An 18,540-nucleotide genomic window follows, 5' to 3' on the forward strand; every position below is an offset into this window, starting at 1 on the left:
CGCGCGCGGCAATCTCCGATAGCCTCGGTGCGAGCGCACATTTCGGCTCAACTGGGGGGCACAGTGAAACTTAAGCTGACCGTTGGCGGATTGCCGGAGGGCGACACTGATGTGCTCGTCACCGCCGATGTGATGGCGACGATCGGAGAAGTCGCCCGCAACCTGGTGCTCGGCCAGCCCGGCACCTCCCCGCACGAAGACGCCGCCCGCCGAAACAGCGCGCCGCTCACCCTTCGCGTGCGGTACCCCAACAACCCGATACGGCACGTGCTCGACCCGCTCGCCACCGTCAGCGACGCCGGCCTCAGCTCGGGCTGCTGGGTCGAGACGATCCAGCCCAGCCAGGCAGATGCGAGCGACGTCTTCCTGTATCAGCGCGCCGCCACCGCGTCGATCCTGCGCGGGCCGCAGGCCGGCCAGCAGTTCGACCTCGTGACCGGCAGCAACGTCGTAGGTCGCGGCCGCGGCTGCCGCCTTCAGCTGATCGACGAGACCGTCTCGCGCACTCACGCCTCGATTGACATCGGAGCGACCATCACCGTCACTGACCTCGATTCGGGGAACGGACTGTATATCGACGAACGTCGGGCGGTATCGGGCGCGGTCACCCCGGCGAACGTCATCTCGGTGGGAGACACGGTTTTCGTCGTCACCCGGGAGTCAAACGTCGCCGACGTGCCCCCGTCGAACCGGTCGGAGGCGGTCGTCGAGTTTGCACGGTCACCGCGCGTTGACGTGCGTTTCAGTGCCCAGAAGCTGGCGGCACCGGTGCCGCCGCAGCGCCTCGAACCGCAGAAATTTCCGATCCTCGCCGTCATCGCCCCGCTCGTCATGGGCGGTGTCCTGTTCGCGGTCACCCGGTCACCGCTCAGCCTCGTCTTCATCGCGCTGTCTCCCCTGATCATGATCGGCACCTGGATCGACACCAAGATCACAACCCGTCGCAAGAAGAAGGAACAGACGGAGCAGTTCGATGCGGCCATCGTGGCTCTCGAAGCCAAACTGGTGACCCAGCGCGAACGTGAAGTATCGGTTCGCAACGCGGAATCGCCCAGCACCGTGCAAATCCATGAGGCCATGGTGGCGCGCAACGCCGTGCTGTGGACGCGTCGCCCTGAACACCAGACATTCCTGGAGGTGCGTCTGGGTCTCGGCACCCAATCCAGCCGCATCACGGTGGATGTGCCCAGCCGTAACAATTCGGACGAACGGTTCTGGACCCAGCTCGACGAGATCAAGGACACCAACCTGACCGTGCCGTGGGTTCCGGTGTTGGAAACCTTCGATCGGGCCGGAAGCATCGGGGTCTCCGGCAGCGAACTCTGGTCGGAAGGCGTTCTGCGGTCGATCATCGTTCAGTTGTGCGGTCTGCACTCGCCGGCCGACCTGGTTCTGGCCTGCTTTGCCAACCCCGACAACCAGTTCGAATGGCAGTGGCTCAAATGGCTGCCGCACATCGGCTCGGTGTACAGCCCACTCACGACGAGTCATCTCGCCGCTGATCCGGCCTCGAGCGGTCACCTGCTGGCCCAGCTCGAAGAGCTCGTGGCCGAACGCCGAGCGGCCCGCCCGGGCGGGTCAGGCATCCGTTCTCACCTGAGCGAAAACGCAGACATCGATCAGCTGCACGGACAGGCGGTGCAGGTGCTGCCGATCACCCCGGTGGTCGTGGCCATCGTCACGAGCGACAGCCAGGTCGACCGCGGGCGACTGGTCGCGCTGGCCGAAGACGGCCCCGATGTCGGCGTGCACCTGCTGTGGCATGCCGCCACCGGAGCAGACCTTCCGGCCGCCTGCCGCACCTATGTCGACGTGCAGCCCGATGGCACCGGGGTGGTCGGATTCGTTCGCACCGGCACCCGCGTCGACGTCAGCCCCCTCGAGGCTATCTCCGGTCAGGACGCCGCCGTGGCCGCCCGACTGATCTCGTCGGTCACCGACAGTGGCGCCCGAGTGCTCGATGAAAGCGATCTACCCACGTCCGTGCCGTACCAGGATCTGCGCTCGGAGAACGTCATCTCGTCGGCCGATGCGGTCGCCGCGCTCTGGGAACGCAGCGGAAGCCTCACCGCGCGCTGGCGCGAGCACCCGCCGACCGAAGTCGGCTCACTCAGCGGCATCGTCGGCCAGGGTGCCGGCGGCGTGCTGCGGCTGGACCTGCGCGAGCACGGCCCGCACGCCCTCGTCGGCGGCACCACCGGGTCGGGCAAGAGCGAGTTCCTGCAAACCTGGATCATGAGCATGGCCAGCGAGTACAGCCCGGATCGGGTCACCTTTCTGCTCATCGATTACAAGGGCGGCGCCGCCTTCGCGGAATGTACCCAGCTGCCGCACACCGTCGGACTGGTGACCGACCTCAACACTCACCTGGTGCGCCGGGCCCTCACCTCGCTGCGGGCTGAATTGCACTACCGGGAGACCCTGCTCAACGAGAAGGGCGCCAAGGATTTGGTGAGCCTGGAGAAGCGCGGCGACCCGGATGCCCCACCGTCGCTGATCATCGTCATCGACGAGTTCGCCGCGCTGGTCGGTGAGGTTCCGGAGTTCGTCGACGGGATCGTCGACGTCGCTCAACGGGGCCGCTCGCTCGGACTGCACCTGATCATGGCTACCCAGCGGCCGGCCGGCGTGATCAAGGACAACCTGCGGGCCAATACCAATCTGAGGATCGCCCTGCGTGTCGCCGACGAGTCGGACAGCCAGGATGTGATCGGCGGTAAAGACGCCGCAGCGTTCGATCCATCCGCTCCGGGCCGCGGCGCCGCGAAGCTCGGCCCTGGCAAGCTGATCCATTTTCAGACCGCCTATCTGAATGGTCGCAGCAAGGCCGCTGCCAAACTGCCCGACATCGACATTGCCGACTTTCCGTTTGCAGTCGGTCAGACCTGGACCATCGACCTGGCTGCGCCGCCCACCCGCCGCCAGGTGCCCCGCGACATTGAGAACATGCTCGATTCCATTCGCACCGCAGCCGTGACGCTCGAGTTGGCGACACCGCGCAAACCCTGGCTCTCCCCACTGGACGCGGTGCTGGATCTGGCGCACGTCGCATCCGCTGACGGGCCGCTGATCGCACTCGGCATGCAGGACGAGCCTGCCAGACAGCGGCAGAGCCCGTTCTCGTTCGACCCGGACAGCCAAGGAAACCTCGCCGTGCTCGGAACGAGCGGTTCCGGTAAGAGCACCACTCTACGCACGCTGCTGCTGTCGGCGTCGCGCGATACCGAGCGGTATCCCGTGCACATTTATGCGATCGACTGTGCCGGCGGCGCCCTCGGACTGCTCGGCGCACTCCCCACCGTGGGCGGCATCATCGCGGGCGAAGACAGCGAACGGGTCGCCCGGCTGATGCGGCACCTGGTCGCCATGGCTACCGAACGTGCGGCGCGCTATTCCGCGGTGCCGGCCTCTACCCTGTCCGACTATCGAAAGGTGAGCGGCAATTCGGCCGAACCGCGCATCTTCGTCGCAATCGACGGCATGGCCAACTTTCGCAGCAGCTACGAGTTTCGAAGCGGCGACTCGACGTTCGCTGCGCTCGCCCAGCTGATGAGTGTGGGACGGCAGGTGGGCATCCACTTTGTTCTGAGCGCGGATCGATCCGGCGTGATCCCCTCCGCGCTCAACGCCAACATTCAGCAGAACGTCGTGCTGCGTCTGGCATCGTCGAACGACTACGGCATTCTCGGAGTGCCCGCCGACATTCTTGAAGACGCACCGGCCGGACGCGCCGTCATCGACGGCAATGAGGTGCAGATCGCGGTGCTCGGCGGTTCGTCCAGTCTCGGTGACCAGTCGGTGGCCGCGCAACTGCTGGGCGATCGACTGCGCGAGGCCGGCGTCGCCGCTGCCCCGCCGGTGGAACGTCTGTCCGAGCGCATCCTGCTGTCAACGCTCGGCAGGGCGGGCGCAAACCGTGCGTTGATCGGGGTAGCGGATGCCGACCTGCTGCCGATCGGCATCGCGCCGGAGGGTCTCATCGTGGTCACCGGCCCGTTTCGGAGCGGCAAGACCAGTGCGATCAAAACCCTCGTACGCAGTTTTGTCAGCGCGCTTCCCGGCGTCGACACGGTGCTGATTAGTCCGCGAACGTCGAGCGAACTCACCGGATTCATTTCCTGGGGCGCACACGCCCTCGGAGTAACCGAGGCCGAGACACTGGCCAGGGACGTCGGCACGACCCTGCGGGACGGCGCCGGAACCTGGCCGGCCGACGGCAGGCCCGGCCTGATCGTCGTCGAAAGCGCCGGTGATTTCGAGGGCTCGTCAGCCGAGGCGGTCGTCGCGTCGCTCATCAAGGCGGCGAGAAAGGCCAATGTGTTGATCGTCGTCGAGACCGACCTGGCGACCGGGCCGTCCGCGTGGCAGATCCACTCCGAGCTCAAAACCGCCCGGGTGGGGATCGTGCTGCAGCCCGACGAGGGTGACGGCATCTCCCTGTTCAGAGTCGCGTTCCCGCGCGGCAACCGGGCTGAATTTCCCGAAGGGCGAGGTTACCTCGTCGAGGCCGGTCGAGCCACGAAACTCCAGGTGGCGTTGCCCGAGTAGCGGCGGGTCACCCCCGCACGAACACACCACCGGCCAGCTCGGGCACGTCGCCCGGCCAGTCGCCGAGGCTGTCGCCGATCACTGCGCTCGAGAACATCAGCAGACCGATCGTACTCATGCTCTGTGCGTTCGACGCCGACTCGAGACCGAGACCAGCAGTGGCCGCCTCCCAGTCCCAATCCACGGCGTCACCGGCAGAATCGATAAAACTGACCGACACGGCCGTCGGCTCGTGATCATTGACCGACCACCCCGTGCGCAGCCCCCACTCCAGCGCATTCTGCGCATCACCGACACGATAGTCAGAATCGAGGGTAACCGTGACATAGGTGAACCAGGATCGGGTGAAACCGTCCAGGGACTCGCTCTGGGTGACCTCGGACGACGCGACCGCCGGCAGCTTGTCGATACGGGCAGCCGCTGAATCGGCTGATTGCCCGCCCCGCAGAAAAGCGCACGCACTGAGCGTCAGGGCACCCAGAGTGACGAGCAACAGCAGGCCCGCGCATCGCTGAACGAATCGTGTCGGCGCCAGAGGTCCATGGCCCGATGTGCGTTGAGGCATCAGCCGCCTCCTGAGACGGCGAGGGAACGCAGCAGGGGAACAGCAGCGGTCGCACCAAACTGGGTCGCCAACTGCTCAGTGACGAGATCATCGCCGGTCCGAATCGCTGCTATCAGCGTGCGGGACTCCACCAGCCCGAGCTGCACCGTGAGCGCACGCATCCCGGCGGGCTCGGGTGGGGCGGCGGCGAGCAGGCCATCAAGGTGGCCAACGAGCAGACTGAGCGAACCGAGACTGATCGCGACCCTCCCGTGCTCACTGGCCCGAGCGGATATCTGCGGGCTGTCCGTGCACCGTGGCACCGTGACCGTGACCGCACTCATCAGGCGCCCCGCCACCGACACGACCGTCTGGGAACTCTCCGTCGGAGTCCACGACTGCACTCGCATCGCCTGCACCGCCATCAGCGGCAAGCCCAGTGCAACCAAGAGAAGCGGATGCGGGTCTCCCGCCACATCCCCCGGCCCCACTGCCGTTCGGCCGAGTAGTTGCCGCCCCGTAAGCGCTGCCACGGCCGCGCTCCCTCTTCGGTCTGCGTCGGGCCCGCTCTCGGCAAGCGTGCCCACCCGGAGCGACGCGGGCATCACGAGGTCTGGGGCGGCCTGCAGAACAACCCGATACTCGTCAAGGGCGAGTTCAGCCTGGAAGTGTGGCTGCTTGGTCGTCACTGGCTCTCCGTCTGGTGCCGGAGTCGGCCGATGGTCGTGAGTTGCCGCATCAGTCGGCCACAATCACGCCATCGGCCAGCTCGGGCACGTCCCCCGGCCACGGACCAAGAGTGTCGCCGAGCACGGAGGGTCCGAACGACAGCGTTCCTGTCGCAGTCATGAGGGCACCGACGCTGGGCGAGTCGTAGCCCAGAGCGGAAGCCGCCGTCTGCCAGTCCCAATCAGCGGTGTTGCCGGAGGAGTCAAGAAACCCGACGCTAATCCCCAGATTCGGCTCATTGTCATTAACCGACCAGGCTGTGTGCATGGCCCAATCCAGAGCGGCCTCGGCATCATCGATGCGGTAGTCAGGCTCCAAAGTGATCGCAACGGTGGTAGTCCAAATCCGCTTGAACCCACTCAGGGTAGTGATTTGGCTGACATTCGCGGAAGCAACACCTGGAAGTGTTTCAATGCCCAGTACCGCGCCGTCGACGGACTGGCCGCCACGCAGCGCAGCGCAGCCGCCGAGCAACGCCACGCTCAGTGACGCTAGCAGAATTACAGGCACGATCCTGGCCTGAATTCGGCTGGCTAGCGTGACTATCATTTCGACTCCTTGACGGCGTAATAATCGGAAATGACCCTGTCGTCCCTCACACCCAGAAAATCGTCGAGTTTGTTTTGCTCTTGGGGTGTGCCCGCTGCGGATTCGGCAAGGAGCGCGTAGCGCAGGACATCGTGCGAGCCGAGTCCACCCCCGCCGCCATTATCGGCCGTGAGGGTCTCCCACCGCTCGGGGTTCTGTGTGCCGTCGGCGCCGGATACCGGGTCGGCCTCGGAGGCGATGACGCTGATATCGTGTGGGATATCAAAATTGCCGATGGGTGACCCGGCCGTCAACACCTGCACAACGTTGTATGTGTCACTCCTGTTCTCAGCAAAAGCGGCAGCGACGATTCCGCCCTGGCTGAACCCCGCCAGCATGACCGGCGCGTCGAACACGTCCGCTCTCGACGCGTGGTCTTTATTGTCTTCGTAGTAGGTCGTCATTGCCGCGTCCAGTGCCTCAGCTGACACCCGCTCGAGAGCACTCGATCCCTGCATGATCATGAGATGAGCGACTGCAACAGATCACCGTTGGACGCCATCGGGAGGATGCGCGCGGCATCCGCTTGTGTCGCCACGAGGTGCTGCGCCAGGGTAGCCGTCATCGACTCGATGTCGGAGAAGGTCGCCACGATCGAGCCGGTCGCCGACCCTATGCGGGTGAGAGTTTTCGCGGTCGCATCCGTGCTGCGATCCTGAGACCGGGTGAATGCATCACCCATCTCCGTCGCGCCCTGCACGACGCTGTCCACCGTGTTATCCAACGACTCCGCCATGGATTCGGCCAGGAGACTGTTATCGAGCCCGGGTCCAGACTTATCGGACACGGTCGGCCTCCACATTCACGCACATCATGGGCGCAGCGCTGTCTTCAGCAAGTACTCCACGTCAAGCCAGTCCTTCGAGCCGGTACTGGGCGGGCTGGGAATTGTGCGCATCACGTCTTGGGCGTGAGTGACGACACTCTCGGCGATATCGATATTCGCGAGCTTGTAGACGGACACCTGGACGGTTTTCGTGACGACGTCGACGGCAGAATTCACGACGGTCATGAACGAGGTCACAGCATTTTCGGCAACGTCCTGAATTACTTTGACCGCGTTCGAGGCAATCGACCGCGCCTCGTCGAGGCGCTCAGCGGCCCAAGCCTGCGCCTGGACGATGAGCGCCTTCACGTCGTCGACAGCACGTGCATGCGTGCCCAGTGCATCCGCTGCCGCGTCGAGGGTCGCGGCGGTGCGACCGATGTCGTCGGCCGTCAGCGTGATCTGGGTGCGAAAGACCTGGGCGGCCGCTGAATTCCAGCTCATCGCCTCGGCCTGCGCCGTGAGTTGCAGCGCGCGCGAGCGCATAGCTTCCGCGCGGGCGCGCAAGTACGATGCGTCGATTCGCACCGCGGACATGTCCCCGTACATGGTTCGCCTTCCGGACCTGGCCGCGTGCGGCCGATTGGTTTACCGGAAACTATCGTGACAAGCGGGCGGCGAGCTGGGCGTCCACGTCGTCGAGGGTGATGGCCGCGTTGCGGAGGTAGCTCGACAGGCCTTCGAGGCCGCGGATCGCCGAACGGGCACCGTTCGTGAACTCCGCGTAGGACGCGTTGAACGCACCGGACGACTTGTCAGTGACGAAGCCGGAACTGACGAGAACTGCAATGATGCGCTGCAATTCATCGAGCTTGGAGTCGAGATCGTCGCGGCCTACCGAAAGGCGATCGGCCGAAGAATTCAGTTCCTGATATGAGACGTTGATGTTTGCCATGAGAGCGGTACCCCCCTGTTTACGTTTCACGGTCTGTTGGGCACACCCTAGCAGCACGGGGTAACGCCCACCCCCGTTCGGGAAGCGTCAGAGAAACATCAACACGATGCCGGTCACCCCGGCGAGAACGCCGATGCCGAGCAGAACCAGGCCGATCAGTCGCAGCCCCTTGCCGTCCAGTTCGGGGTCGTGCGTGCGACACCGTTCGGGGTCGCGATTGCGAAACCAGACCCGCACGTCATCACCGGGCACGAGCTGGTGCGTTTCGTGCGTGTCCGCGGGGCATTCGTGCACATCGCCGTCGCGATCAAACCAGCGGATGACCGTGGCCGGCCCGGACTCGGCCGCTCCTGACGCGGCGATCACGGCGGTCGTGCGGGTCCAGCGGCCGCTGATACCGCGCACCGACAGGCCGACTATATAGAGGAGCGCTCCGATGATGAGGCCGACGAGGGTGAGAATCTCGCTGATGATGCCGGCGAAGTCGAGGGCGTTCACTGGCACCGCCATCCGTCATCTCGTCTGCTCGCGGCGCTCACCCCGATGGTTCAAGAGTATCGGGTGACGCGCGCAGGCGGCACGGTCCTGCGCGTCCATTGCGCAGCACGGGGTCGCTTCAGCGGGTGGCCATGAGCTCGGCGAGCACAGCATCGAGTCGGTCGTATCCCTGGGCCATGCCCTCTTCCATGCCGCTCGCAGCCATTCCGTCGCGCGCCTCCTGGCTCGGATAGGTCGAGTGGCCGACCAGGCGCGTGCGGCCGTCACCGAGGTCCTCGAAGCGCAGGGTCTCGATGCTCACGACATCCGGGTAGCCGTCATATTCAAAGGTCTGAATGATGAGGTCGTTCGGCCTGGCCGCGTGAAAAACGCCGTGGAACTCGTAACTCTCGCCCTCCGGATCGACGTGGGTGAAACGGTAGCTGCCGCCGGTACGCAGGTGCCAGTGGTCAATTTGGGTGGTGTAGCCGTTCGGCCCGAGCCACCGTTCCACGAGGGCGGGATCCGCATGCGCCCGATAGACGGCGGCCACCGGGGCGTCGAACTCACGTACGTACTCGACGAACGGAGTGTGGGGGACGACAGTGACCTTCAGTGTGTTCATTTCGTTACCTCTCTTCGCGGGCGAAAATAGGCTCGGTGCATCCGCTTGTCAAGAGGAGGTCTGGCACACTGGGGTCAATGATGCTCGACAATGAGGTACCGGCCTGGTGGCGCACCCTTGGCCTGCCGGGCTTGGTCGACCTGCACACGCATTTTCTGCCCGAGCGGATGCTGCGGCGCGTCTGGTCCCACTTCGATGAGATCGAGCCGCTGATCGGCCAGGAGTGGCCGATCCGGTACCGCGACGACCAGGACTCACGGCTCACGACGATTCGCCGGCTCGGCGTGCGCCGCTTCACCGCGCTCTCCTACGCGCATCGCCCCGGAATGGCGGCGTCGCTGACCGATTTCTCGCTCGACCTCGCCGCGGAACACGCCGATTGCGTGCCGAGCGCCACGTTCTACCCGGAGGAGGGCGTGCTCGAGCAGGTGCAGTCTGCCCTCGATCGTGGCGCTCGGGTGTTCAAGATCCACGCACAGGTCGGGGCGTTCGACCTGCGCGAACCCCTGCTCGACCCGGTCTGGGGCCTGCTCGCCGACGCCGCGATCCCGGTGGTGATCCATGTCGGCAGCGGGCCGGTTTCCCGGCCGGGGATCACCGGGCCGGACAAGCTCGCGGGAGTGCTGGCGCGGCATCCGCTGTTGACAGCCGTCGTCGCCCATCTCGGCGCCCCGGAATACGGCGATTTTCTCGATCTGGCCGACCGGTACCCGTGGGTCCACCTGGATACGACGATGGTGTTCACCGACTTTTTCGAGCGACTCGCGCCGTTCGACCCCGCCCTGCTGCCGCGACTGGCCGACCTGCCCGACCGCGTTGTACTGGGCAGCGACTTTCCCAACATTCCGTACCCTTACGCTCACCAGCTGGAGTCGCTCGAACGCCTGCGTGACCGGGAGCCGCGATTGGACGACGACTGGTTGCGCGCCGTCTGTTGGTACAACGGTCTGCGTCTGATCGGCGAATAGGGGCTATCGCGCCGCGCGGTCGGCGGCGCGTTGCTCGGGGCTGAGGTGCTCGGTGGCGTAGCTGAGCGCGGTGCGCGGCATTTGAGCAGCATGCTGGTCGAGAAAGGCGAGCAGCAGGTTGCGGTCGATGCGCGTGCCGACTTCGCGCAGCATCCAGCCAATCGCTTTGTATACGTCGCCCTCACCGCATTGACCGGATCCGGTCTGAAAGAAGCGGGCAACACCGACGGCGAGTTCAGGGTCGGCGAGGACGGCCAGGGCATCCCGGACAGCGGCGGCCGTAGGCGATTGTGGCATCAACGCAGACGATCGCGGTCATAATCGGTAAGGTTCTGCAACATTCACCTGCAGCGCGTGACGACTGCCTAACGTTGCTTTCATCGCGGCGTGCGCAAGTGGACCAAGGGGCCGGTTTCATATTCCGGTATTTCGCAGGTTCGAATCCTGCCGTCGCGTCTCCGGCGGCGATTTTCAGCGTCGAAACCGGAGCGAAGCCACGATTCGTTGCGAGAGATCGCAAGAAAACGCTGCACGACGCCCGATATTCTGAAGGAACGTCTTTTTTCGGCGCGCACGCCCGCCGCGACCGCGGCACTCACTCGAATCGGAGGTTCCCATGTCGATATCTGTTGAAAAAACACACGTAGCTAACGCTCTGGTCGGAGAGCCCGAGGTTCTCGAAGACGGCGGCATCGACCTCGCGCAGCACCCCGCATGGCTGAGCCTCAAGGCTGCGGCGACGCAGCTGCAATCCCTGCAGGCTCAGAACGGGTCGATCACCGACGCCGAACGGCACCCGGATGCTGACGTCTCCGTTTCGCGCATCACCGCGGCCATCGCAGACCTCGCGCCGCACTTCCCGCACGATGCCGCGTATCTGGCCGCGCTGATCACGGACTTCGACCGCTGGGCGGCCGAGGGATTCGGCGAACCCGACTTCTACGACTCCCTCATGGCCTTCCAGCCGCAGCAGCACCGGGTGAACGGGCTTCGCCACCTCGTGGTGTTCCCGATGTACACGCAGAACGGCAGCGCCAACCGCCTGGTCGAAGCCGTTCTGATCGAGGTCATCTGGCCGGAATTCATCGGTGAACTCGAGGCCGGCTACACGAACAAGCTGTTCGTGCCGATCCGTTTTCTCGATTTCACCCCCGGCTACGACACCAACTCGGCCGTGCTGTTTCCCGAGACGGTCGCGATGCGCGAAATTCCCACGTTCACCTGGGGGGCCATCTTCGCCGACCGTGAAGCCGCCCGTTTTCGCCGCGTCGTGCGCGCGGCCGCCGAGATCACCCGGCTCGAGCTGCCGAAAGACGCAGCCCCGCTGCTCGACGACCAGCACCTCACCGAGGAAACCTTCGTGATGTGGGATCTCATCCACGACCGCACACACATGCGCGGCGACCTGCCGTTCGACCCGTTCATGATCAAGCAGCGCATGCCGTTCTTCCTCTACTCCCTCGAGGAATTACGCTGCGACCTCACCGCGTTTCGCGAATCGGTCACCATCGAGCGCAGCGAGCTGGCGAGCCCCGAGGCGCGCCGGCACGCGAAACTGGTGCAGTACGCGGTCATCTTCGACCGCATCTTTCGGTTCGCGATCACCGGCAACCGCGTGCGCAACTACGACGGCCTCGGCGGTCAGCTGCTCTTCGCCTGGATGCACCAGCACGGCGTGCTGCACTGGACCGACACCCGGCTCACCTTCGACTGGGAGGCCGTGCCCGACGTGGTCATCGCGCTCGGAGCGCAGATCGACGAGTTGTACTGGGCGTCGATCGACCGGCCGAAGAAGGCGCACTGGCTCGCGGCCTACGAGATGATCTCGAAGACCCTCACGCCCAACCCTGCCTCGACCTGGGCCCGTGGCCTGCCGCTCGAGGTGCTCGCCGGGGCGCCCAAGGGCTACACCGACCAGGTTCTCGACGATGAATTCCCGCTGTCGATGTTCTTCGAAGCGCTCGAGAAGAAGATGCGCATCGTCATCGAGTCCACGGCCGGCATCACCGGCAGCGCGGTCGACTGATGAAAGCCAGCTCGGCCGTCGCTGGCCGCACGGTGGTTGGCCGCACCGTTCTGATCGCCGGCGCGACCAGCGCGGCCGGGCTGGCCGTCGCCTCTGCACTAGCGGATGCCGGCGCGCACGTCGTCGCCGTCGGCTCGAATCTTGCACGTCTCCAGTCGGTGCTGGCCGTCGCACCCGAGGCTGTGCTGCATGAGTGCGACCTCACCTCCTGGCCTGCGGTCACCGAGCTGGCTGCAGCGATCGGCCCCATAGACGGACTGATCCACCTCGTGGGCGGCTGGCGCGGCGGCGGCGGCCTCGTCGGCCAGAGTGATGAGGACTGGGATTTTCTGCACTCACACGTGGTCACCACGCTGCGCAACACGACCAGGGCGTTCAACGCCGATCTGCTGGCGTCACCGGCCGGGCGCCTCGCGATCGTCTCGAGCGTGTCGGTGGACCGGCCGACGGCGGGCGGCGCGAACTATGCGGCCGCGAAGTCCGCAGCCGAAAGCTGGGTGCGCGCGGTCGGTGAGGGCTTCACAAAAACCGGCGACACGGCTGCGGCCGTGATTTTCGTCGTGCGTTCGCTCGCGGGGCTCGAAACTGAGCTCGCTACCCGCGTGACAGGCCTGTGGAACGAGCCGGCGGCGTCCGTCAACAACAGTCGGGTGCTTCTCTCGTAACTCGGTAACTTGAGGGGGCGCGGCCAACCGGCTGCGCCCCCTTCTGCGCGCACGCGCTACCGTGAAGACACGCACAACGAAAGGGCGGGCATGCTCGACATCAGGGGAGTCACCAAGAGCTATGGCACGAGAAAGGTGCTCACCGACGTGAGCTTCACCGTGGGGGACGGCCGCATGACCGGCTTCGTCGGCGCGAACGGTGCCGGCAAGACCACGACGATGCGCATCATCCTCGGCGTGCTGTCGCCCGATTCGGGTACCGTGCTCATCGACGGGGTACCAGTCACCGCGAGCGACCGCCGCCGCTTCGGCTACATGCCCGAAGAACGCGGCCTCTACCCCAAGATGAAGGTGGCCGAGCAACTCGTCTACCTGGCCCGCCTGCACGGCTTGTCACCGGCATCCGCTCGCCGCAACACCACCGACCTGCTCGAACGTCTCGGTCTCGACGCGCGCGCCGGCGACACCGTGGAATCGCTCTCGCTCGGCAACCAGCAGCGCGCCCAGATCGCCGCCGCACTCGTGCACGATCCCGAGTTTCTCGTGCTCGACGAGCCGTTCTCAGGCCTCGATCCGCTCGCCGTCGAGGTGGTCATGAGCGTGCTCGCCGGATTTGCAGCCCAGGGCGCTCCCGTGCTGTTCTCCTCGCACCAGCTCGATATCGTCGAGCGGCTCTGCGACGACCTCGTCATCATCGCCGACGGTGAAATTCGCGCGAACGGCTCCCGCGAGGCTCTGCGTGAGCAGCACAGCAGCCCCCGCTTTGAGATTCGCACCGCTGGCGACACCGGCTGGATCCGCTCGCAGCCCGGCATAACCGTGATCGACGTCGCTGGCGCCGGTGACAGCACCTTCGCCGTCTTCGAAGCCGAAACGGATGCCGCCAGCCAGGCGGTTCTACACCACGCGATCACGCTCGGTGCGGTGCACACCTTCAGCCAGCAGAGACCCTCACTCGCCACGATTTTCAAGGAGGTCATCGCATGAGCACCGCGACCCGCCCCGTGCACACCGCCCCGACTTTCGCCCAGAGCGTCTGGCTGGTCTCCAACCGTGAGATTTCGGCGCGCCTGCGCAGTAAATCGTTTCTCATCGCCACGGGAATTTTGCTGCTCCTTTCAATGGCATCGGTCATCGTCGGCAGCATTGCCAGCCAGAACACAAGCCGGACCAAGGTCGCCGTGGTCGGCACAGCCATCAGCGTCGTCGAACAGACCGAAGCTTTCGACATTGTCGAGGCAGACACCGTTGAAGAGGCCGAGGCGCTGGTGCGCGACGGCACCGTCGACGCGGCCGTCACGCCCTCGACAAGCGCTGATTCCGTGCTCGGCATCACCGTGATCGCACTGGATTCAGCACCGAGTGATGTTCTCGGCACGCTCAGCGTGAGCCCGGAGCTGAAGATTCTCGAACCGGCCGAACAGGACGGTTTTCTCGCGTACCTCGTGGCCATCGGTTTCGGCATCATCTTTCTCATGTCGGCCACCACCTTCGGCGCCACCATTGCCCAGAGCGTCGTGGAAGAGAAGCAGACCCGCATCGTCGAGATTCTCATGTCGACCATCTCGGTGCGAGCCCTGCTCGCCGGCAAGGTGCTCGGCAACAGCCTCATGGCGTTCGCGCAGATCGTGGCCATCGGACTGCTCGTCTCGATCGGCCTCGCGGTCACCGGGCAACGCGTGCTGCTGGCCGATGTAGGCCCGGCGATTGTCTGGTTCGCGGTGTTCTTCGCCTTCGGTTTCGTGCTGCTCGCCGCGCTCTACGCGGCAACGGCGTCGATGGTGTCCCGGCAGGAAGACGTGGGCTCGGCGACCTCTCCGGTGTTGTTCCTCGTGATGATCCCCTACTTCATGGTGGTCTTCTTCAACGACAACCCGCTCGTGCTCGCGATCATGTCCTACGTTCCGTTCTCGGCCCCGGTCGGCATGCCGGTGCGCATCTTCCTCGGCCAGGCCGAATGGTGGGAGCCGGTGCTCTCGCTCGTGGTGCTGGCGCTGTCGACGATGGTCGTGATTCTGATCGGGTCGCGCATCTATTCCAACGCGCTGTTACGCATGGGCGCCAGAGTCTCGCTGCGCGAGGCCCTGCACAAATAGGCAGGTGGGGCGGCGTACAGCCGAATGCGGGAGGATGGATGGGTGACCCAACTCCATGACCTGACCTCACGCGGTTTCGCCTCCGACAACTATTCGGGAATTCATCCGCAAATTCTGGAGGCGATTGTCGCGGCTAACGGCGCCCACCAGATCGCCTACGGCGAAGACGTCTACACGACTCGGTTGCAGGAGGTCTTCGCCCAGCAGTTCGGCGCCGGCGTCGAAGCGTTCCCGGTGTTCAACGGCACCGGTGCCAACGTCACCGGGCTGCAGTCCATGTTGCCGCGCTGGGGCGCCGTGATCTGTTCGGCCACCGCGCACATCCACAATGATGAGGGCGGCGCCCCCGAACATGTCGGCGGCTTCAAACTGCTGCCGGTCGTGACCCCCGACGGCAAGCTCACCCCCGAACTCATCGATCAGGAGGCCTGGGGCTGGGGCGATGAACACCGCGCACAGCCACTCGTCGTGGCCATCACGCAGACCACCGAGCTCGGCACCGCGTACACGGTCGACGAGGTGCGCGCCATCGCCGACCACGCCCACTCCAAGGGCATGACGCTGCACATGGACGGTGCACGCATCTCCAACGCGGCCGCGAGCCTCGGGGCACCGCTCCGGGCTTTCACCCGCGACGCCGGTGTCGACGTGCTCAGCTTCGGCGGCACCAAAAACGGCATGATGCTCGGCGAGTGCATCGTGGTGCTGAACCCGGCGGCATCCACTGGTTTGAAGTTTCTGCGCAAGTCGAACATGCAGCTCTCCAGCAAAATGCGATTCGTCTCGGCGCAGCTCATCGCACTGCTCGACGGCGACCTGTGGCTGCGAAATGCCACCCACGCCAATGCGATGGCCGCCCGGCTGCGGGGAGCGCTGGAAAGCGAGCTGGCCAAGGGCATGATCACCGGCCTGAATTTCAGCCAGGCCACCCAGGCCAACGCCATCTTCGCCACCCTGCCCGCCGGCGTCGCCGACCGCTTGCGCGATTCGTTTCGGTTCTACGACTGGGACGCCTCGAAAAATGAGGTGCGCTGGATGTGCGGCTTTGATACCACCGAAAACGACATCGACCAGTTCGTCGCCGCAATCACCAAGGAGCTGTCATGACCTTCAAGGACCAGCCCTGGCTCGCCTCCTACGCGCCCGGCGTTCCCGCTACTATCGCGGAGATCACCGAGACCCTCACCGACATGATGGAGACCTCGGCCGAACAGTTCGCACCGAACATCGCCCTGGACTTCTTCGGAGCGACCACCAGCTACGCCGAACTCGGCGACCAGATCTCCCGCGCCGCCAACGGCCTGCGCAAACTCGGGGTGACCCCGGGCGACCGCGTTGCGCTCGTCTTACCGAACTGCCCGCAGCACGTCGTCGCGTTCTACGCGGTGCTGCGCCTCGGCGCCATCGTGGTCGAGCACAATCCGCTCTACACCGACCGGGAACTGCGGCACCAGTTCGAGGACCACGGCGCGCGCGTCGCGATCGTCTGGGACAAGGTCTACGAAGCCGTGCGCGCCTTCCCCAAAGACATGGGGGTAGCGGATGTCGTCACCATCGACCTCACCCGCGCCATGCCGTTCGCGAAACGGCTGGCCCTCACACTGCCGATCAGGAAGGCTCGCGACGCCCGAGCCTCCCTCACCGCCGGACCGGGAAGGGGTGCCATCAGTTGGGAGTCCATCGTTGGCGGCCGCAAGCTGCACCACTCGCATCAGCGCCCCCTGCTCACCGACACCGCCGTGCTTCAGTACACGAGCGGTACGACCGGCACACCGAAGGGCGCCATCCTCAGCCATTACAACCTGCGCGCCAACGCTGCACAGGGCTCCGCCTGGGTAGCGGGCCTGCGTCCCGGCGATGAAACGGTCTACGGCGTTCTGCCCATGTTCCACGCCTACGGGCTCACGCTCTGCCTCACCTTCGCCATGAGCATCGGCGCCCGTCTCGTGCTGTTCCCCAAGTTCGACGAGAAACTCGTGCTCGATGCCGCGAGGCACGCCCCACCCACCTTCCTGCCCGCGGTACCTCCGATCTACGACCGCTTGGTCACGGCAGCGGCGAAGAAAAAGGTGAGCCTCGACGGCATCCGCTTTGCCATTTCTGGGGCGATGAACCTGCCGGTCTCGATTGTGGAACGCTGGGAGAAGGCAACCGGAGGGCTGCTGGTCGAGGGCTACGGCATGACCGAAGCTTCACCGATCGTGGCCGGCAACCCGATCGGGCCGAGCCGTCGGCCCGGAACCGTCGGTGTGCCGTTTCCGAGCACCGACATTCGCGTGGTCGACCCGGAAGACCCCACAATCGAGCGCGGATTCGAGCAGGAGGGCGAGCTGCTCGTACACGGACCGCAGGTGTTCTCCGGCTACTGGGATCGCCCGACCGAAACCGCGCAGGTGCTGTTGCCCGGCGGCTGGCTGCGCACCGGCGACATTGTGCGCGTCTCCGCCGACGGTTTCATCACCGTCGTCGACCGCATGAAGGAACTCATCATCACCGGCGGTTTCAACGTATCGCCGTCCGAGGTCGAGGAAGCGTTACTCTCACACCCCGACATTAAGGACGCTGCCGCGGTCGGCCTGCCGAGCGCGAACGGCGGCGAAGACGTGGTGGCCGTCGTGGTGCTCACGCCCGGCGCCGAACTCGACGTTAACGCGGTGCGGGAGTACTGCCGCACGCGGTTGTCGGCCTATAAGGTTCCGCGCCGCATCGTCGAGGTCGACGACCTGCCACGCAGCCTGCTCGGCAAGGTGCTGCGCCGCGAGGTACGCAATCGGCTGCAGGGCAAATAGAACGACGAGTGAGTCCAAGATATTGACGGCGCTTCACCGCACCGTTCACAATGGATGCCCGGCCTGGCTCTCCGCGAGCTGCGCGCGGAGAGGCGTGCCCCGGCACGGTTGCGGTCAAGCTGTGCCACGAAGACGCCCACCCGGGTGGATGCGCACTGCGGCGGAAGTGAAATCGTGCGCGCTGGCAGCGAACTGGCTGCGGTGATCTGGCTGCAGTGATCTGACTGCAGTGATCTGACTGCAGTAATCGATCTGGGGTTCGCGATACGGTCGCTATTTGTTCCAGTTGGGTTTCTCGGTGGGGGTGGCGGCGCGGTTCTGGCCGGCGGGGCGCCAGGTTTGGGTGGGGTCGAAGAGGAGGGGGCCGCGGATCCAGGGTCGGCCGTTTCGCATGTCGATGTTCCAGCCGGAGGTGTCGATGCTGGAGTGGGCGGCGTTGCAGACCAGCACGGCGTTTCCGATGTCGGTGGGGCCGCCTTGGTTCCACGGGATGACGTGGTGGGCTTGGGTGTGTTGGGGTGGCACGGTGCAGCCGGGGATGACACAGCCGCCGTCGCGGGCGGCGAGGGCTCTTCGTTGTTGGGTGGTGAAGAACCGGTTGCTGGTGCCGAGGTTGAGAATCGTGCCGGTGTGGCCGAACAACACGGGTTGGTAGCCGCCGGCGCAGATCAACTCGTCGACCTGCTGCGGGGTGAGGGGCCCGTCGATACCGTCGATCCAGCCGGCTCCGCGCCCGGCGAGGAGATCGTTGATATTGATGTGCA

19 protein-coding genes and 1 tRNA gene are annotated in these 18,540 nt (G+C 65.3%); 9 read left to right on the plus strand and 11 right to left on the minus strand.

Going from position 1 to position 18,540, the window contains the following annotated elements:
* Positions 1 to 63: 63 nt before the first annotated feature.
* Positions 64 to 4,548, plus strand: coding sequence for an FtsK/SpoIIIE domain-containing protein (locus BMW72_RS10890; protein WP_134450422.1), 4,485 nt, complete (start codon positions 64 to 66; stop codon positions 4,546 to 4,548).
* Between the two features lie 7 nt (positions 4,549 to 4,555).
* On the opposite strand, the gene BMW72_RS10895 is transcribed toward BMW72_RS10890, so the two are convergent.
* The 9 genes from BMW72_RS10895 to BMW72_RS10935 form a co-directional block, all read right to left on the minus strand.
* Positions 4,556 to 5,113, minus strand: coding sequence for a hypothetical protein (locus BMW72_RS10895; RefSeq protein WP_134450421.1), 558 nt, complete (start codon positions 5,111 to 5,113; stop codon positions 4,556 to 4,558).
* Positions 5,113 to 5,781 (minus strand): hypothetical protein, encoded by a 669-nt coding sequence (locus BMW72_RS10900; RefSeq protein ID WP_092110441.1) that lies wholly within the window; start codon positions 5,779 to 5,781, stop codon positions 5,113 to 5,115. Before BMW72_RS10900 ends, BMW72_RS10895 begins: the two co-directional genes overlap by 1 nt.
* 49 nt (positions 5,782 to 5,830) lie before the next feature.
* A complete protein-coding gene (locus BMW72_RS10905) occupies positions 5,831 to 6,301 on the minus strand; it encodes a hypothetical protein (protein WP_134450420.1) in 471 nt (156 codons plus the stop codon).
* Between the two features lie 65 nt (positions 6,302 to 6,366).
* Entirely contained in the window at positions 6,367 to 6,813 is a 447-nt protein-coding gene (locus tag BMW72_RS10910; protein ID WP_134450419.1) for an alpha/beta hydrolase, read from the minus strand.
* A gap of 56 nt (positions 6,814 to 6,869) precedes the next feature.
* Complete coding sequence (locus tag BMW72_RS10915; protein WP_134450418.1) at positions 6,870 to 7,196, minus strand: hypothetical protein; 327 nt, start codon at positions 7,194 to 7,196, stop codon at positions 6,870 to 6,872.
* Positions 7,197 to 7,220: 24 nt separating this feature from the next.
* The gene (locus tag BMW72_RS10920; protein ID WP_092110449.1) at positions 7,221 to 7,784 is read right to left on the minus strand and encodes a hypothetical protein; all 564 of its coding nucleotides are present in this window, start codon (positions 7,782 to 7,784) and stop codon (positions 7,221 to 7,223) included.
* Between the two features lie 49 nt (positions 7,785 to 7,833).
* Entirely contained in the window at positions 7,834 to 8,130 is a 297-nt protein-coding gene (locus tag BMW72_RS10925) for a WXG100 family type VII secretion target (RefSeq protein ID WP_092110451.1), read from the minus strand.
* Positions 8,131 to 8,217: 87 nt separating this feature from the next.
* The gene (locus BMW72_RS10930; protein WP_241984003.1) at positions 8,218 to 8,640 is read right to left on the minus strand and encodes a DUF3592 domain-containing protein; all 423 of its coding nucleotides are present in this window, start codon (positions 8,638 to 8,640) and stop codon (positions 8,218 to 8,220) included.
* A 106-nt stretch (positions 8,641 to 8,746) separates the two neighbouring features.
* Entirely contained in the window at positions 8,747 to 9,232 is a 486-nt protein-coding gene (locus tag BMW72_RS10935; protein WP_092110453.1) for an SRPBCC family protein, read from the minus strand.
* 77 nt (positions 9,233 to 9,309) lie between these two features.
* Here BMW72_RS10935 and BMW72_RS10940 point away from each other — a divergent pair, with 77 nt between their 5' ends.
* Complete coding sequence (locus BMW72_RS10940; protein WP_241984002.1) at positions 9,310 to 10,200, plus strand: amidohydrolase family protein; 891 nt, start codon at positions 9,310 to 9,312, stop codon at positions 10,198 to 10,200.
* A gap of 3 nt (positions 10,201 to 10,203) precedes the next feature.
* Here BMW72_RS10940 and BMW72_RS10945 read toward each other — a convergent pair whose 3' ends face one another.
* On the minus strand, positions 10,204 to 10,497 hold the full coding sequence (locus tag BMW72_RS10945; protein WP_092110455.1) for a DNA alkylation repair protein: 294 nt from the start codon (positions 10,495 to 10,497) through the stop codon (positions 10,204 to 10,206).
* Positions 10,498 to 10,581: 84 nt separating this feature from the next.
* Between BMW72_RS10945 and BMW72_RS10950 the strand changes: the two genes are divergently transcribed.
* The 7 genes from BMW72_RS10950 (at position 10,582) to BMW72_RS10980 (ending at position 17,776) form a co-directional block, all read left to right on the plus strand.
* Positions 10,582 to 10,656: transfer RNA gene (locus BMW72_RS10950), tRNA-Met, on the plus strand.
* Positions 10,657 to 10,816: 160 nt separating this feature from the next.
* Positions 10,817 to 12,226: a DUF6421 family protein gene (locus BMW72_RS10955; RefSeq protein WP_092110457.1), complete on the plus strand. Its 1,410-nt coding sequence runs from the start codon at positions 10,817 to 10,819 to the stop codon at positions 12,224 to 12,226.
* Positions 12,226 to 12,891 (plus strand): SDR family NAD(P)-dependent oxidoreductase, encoded by a 666-nt coding sequence (locus BMW72_RS10960; RefSeq protein WP_092110459.1) that lies wholly within the window; start codon positions 12,226 to 12,228, stop codon positions 12,889 to 12,891. Before BMW72_RS10955 ends, BMW72_RS10960 begins: the two co-directional genes overlap by 1 nt.
* Positions 12,892 to 12,981: 90 nt before the next feature.
* Positions 12,982 to 13,878 (plus strand): ABC transporter ATP-binding protein, encoded by an 897-nt coding sequence (locus BMW72_RS10965; protein ID WP_092110460.1) that lies wholly within the window; start codon positions 12,982 to 12,984, stop codon positions 13,876 to 13,878.
* A complete protein-coding gene (locus BMW72_RS10970; RefSeq protein WP_092110462.1) occupies positions 13,875 to 14,987 on the plus strand; it encodes an ABC transporter permease in 1,113 nt (370 codons plus the stop codon). Before BMW72_RS10965 ends, BMW72_RS10970 begins: the two co-directional genes overlap by 4 nt.
* Before the next feature lie 42 nt (positions 14,988 to 15,029).
* Positions 15,030 to 16,094: a threonine aldolase family protein gene (locus tag BMW72_RS10975; protein WP_241984001.1), complete on the plus strand. Its 1,065-nt coding sequence runs from the start codon at positions 15,030 to 15,032 to the stop codon at positions 16,092 to 16,094.
* The gene (locus BMW72_RS10980; protein WP_092110466.1) at positions 16,091 to 17,776 is read left to right on the plus strand and encodes a long-chain-fatty-acid--CoA ligase; all 1,686 of its coding nucleotides are present in this window, start codon (positions 16,091 to 16,093) and stop codon (positions 17,774 to 17,776) included. Before BMW72_RS10975 ends, BMW72_RS10980 begins: the two co-directional genes overlap by 4 nt.
* 273 nt (positions 17,777 to 18,049) lie before the next feature.
* Here BMW72_RS10980 and BMW72_RS10985 read toward each other — a convergent pair.
* Positions 18,050 to 18,540: HNH endonuclease signature motif containing protein (locus BMW72_RS10985; RefSeq protein ID WP_208598218.1), on the minus strand; the 491-nt coding region annotated here is incomplete at its 5' end.

Origin of the sequence: Cryobacterium luteum (assembly GCF_900110125.1) — a bacterium.
In the GTDB taxonomy this organism is placed as follows: Bacteria; Actinomycetota; Actinomycetes; order Actinomycetales; family Microbacteriaceae; genus Cryobacterium; species Cryobacterium luteum.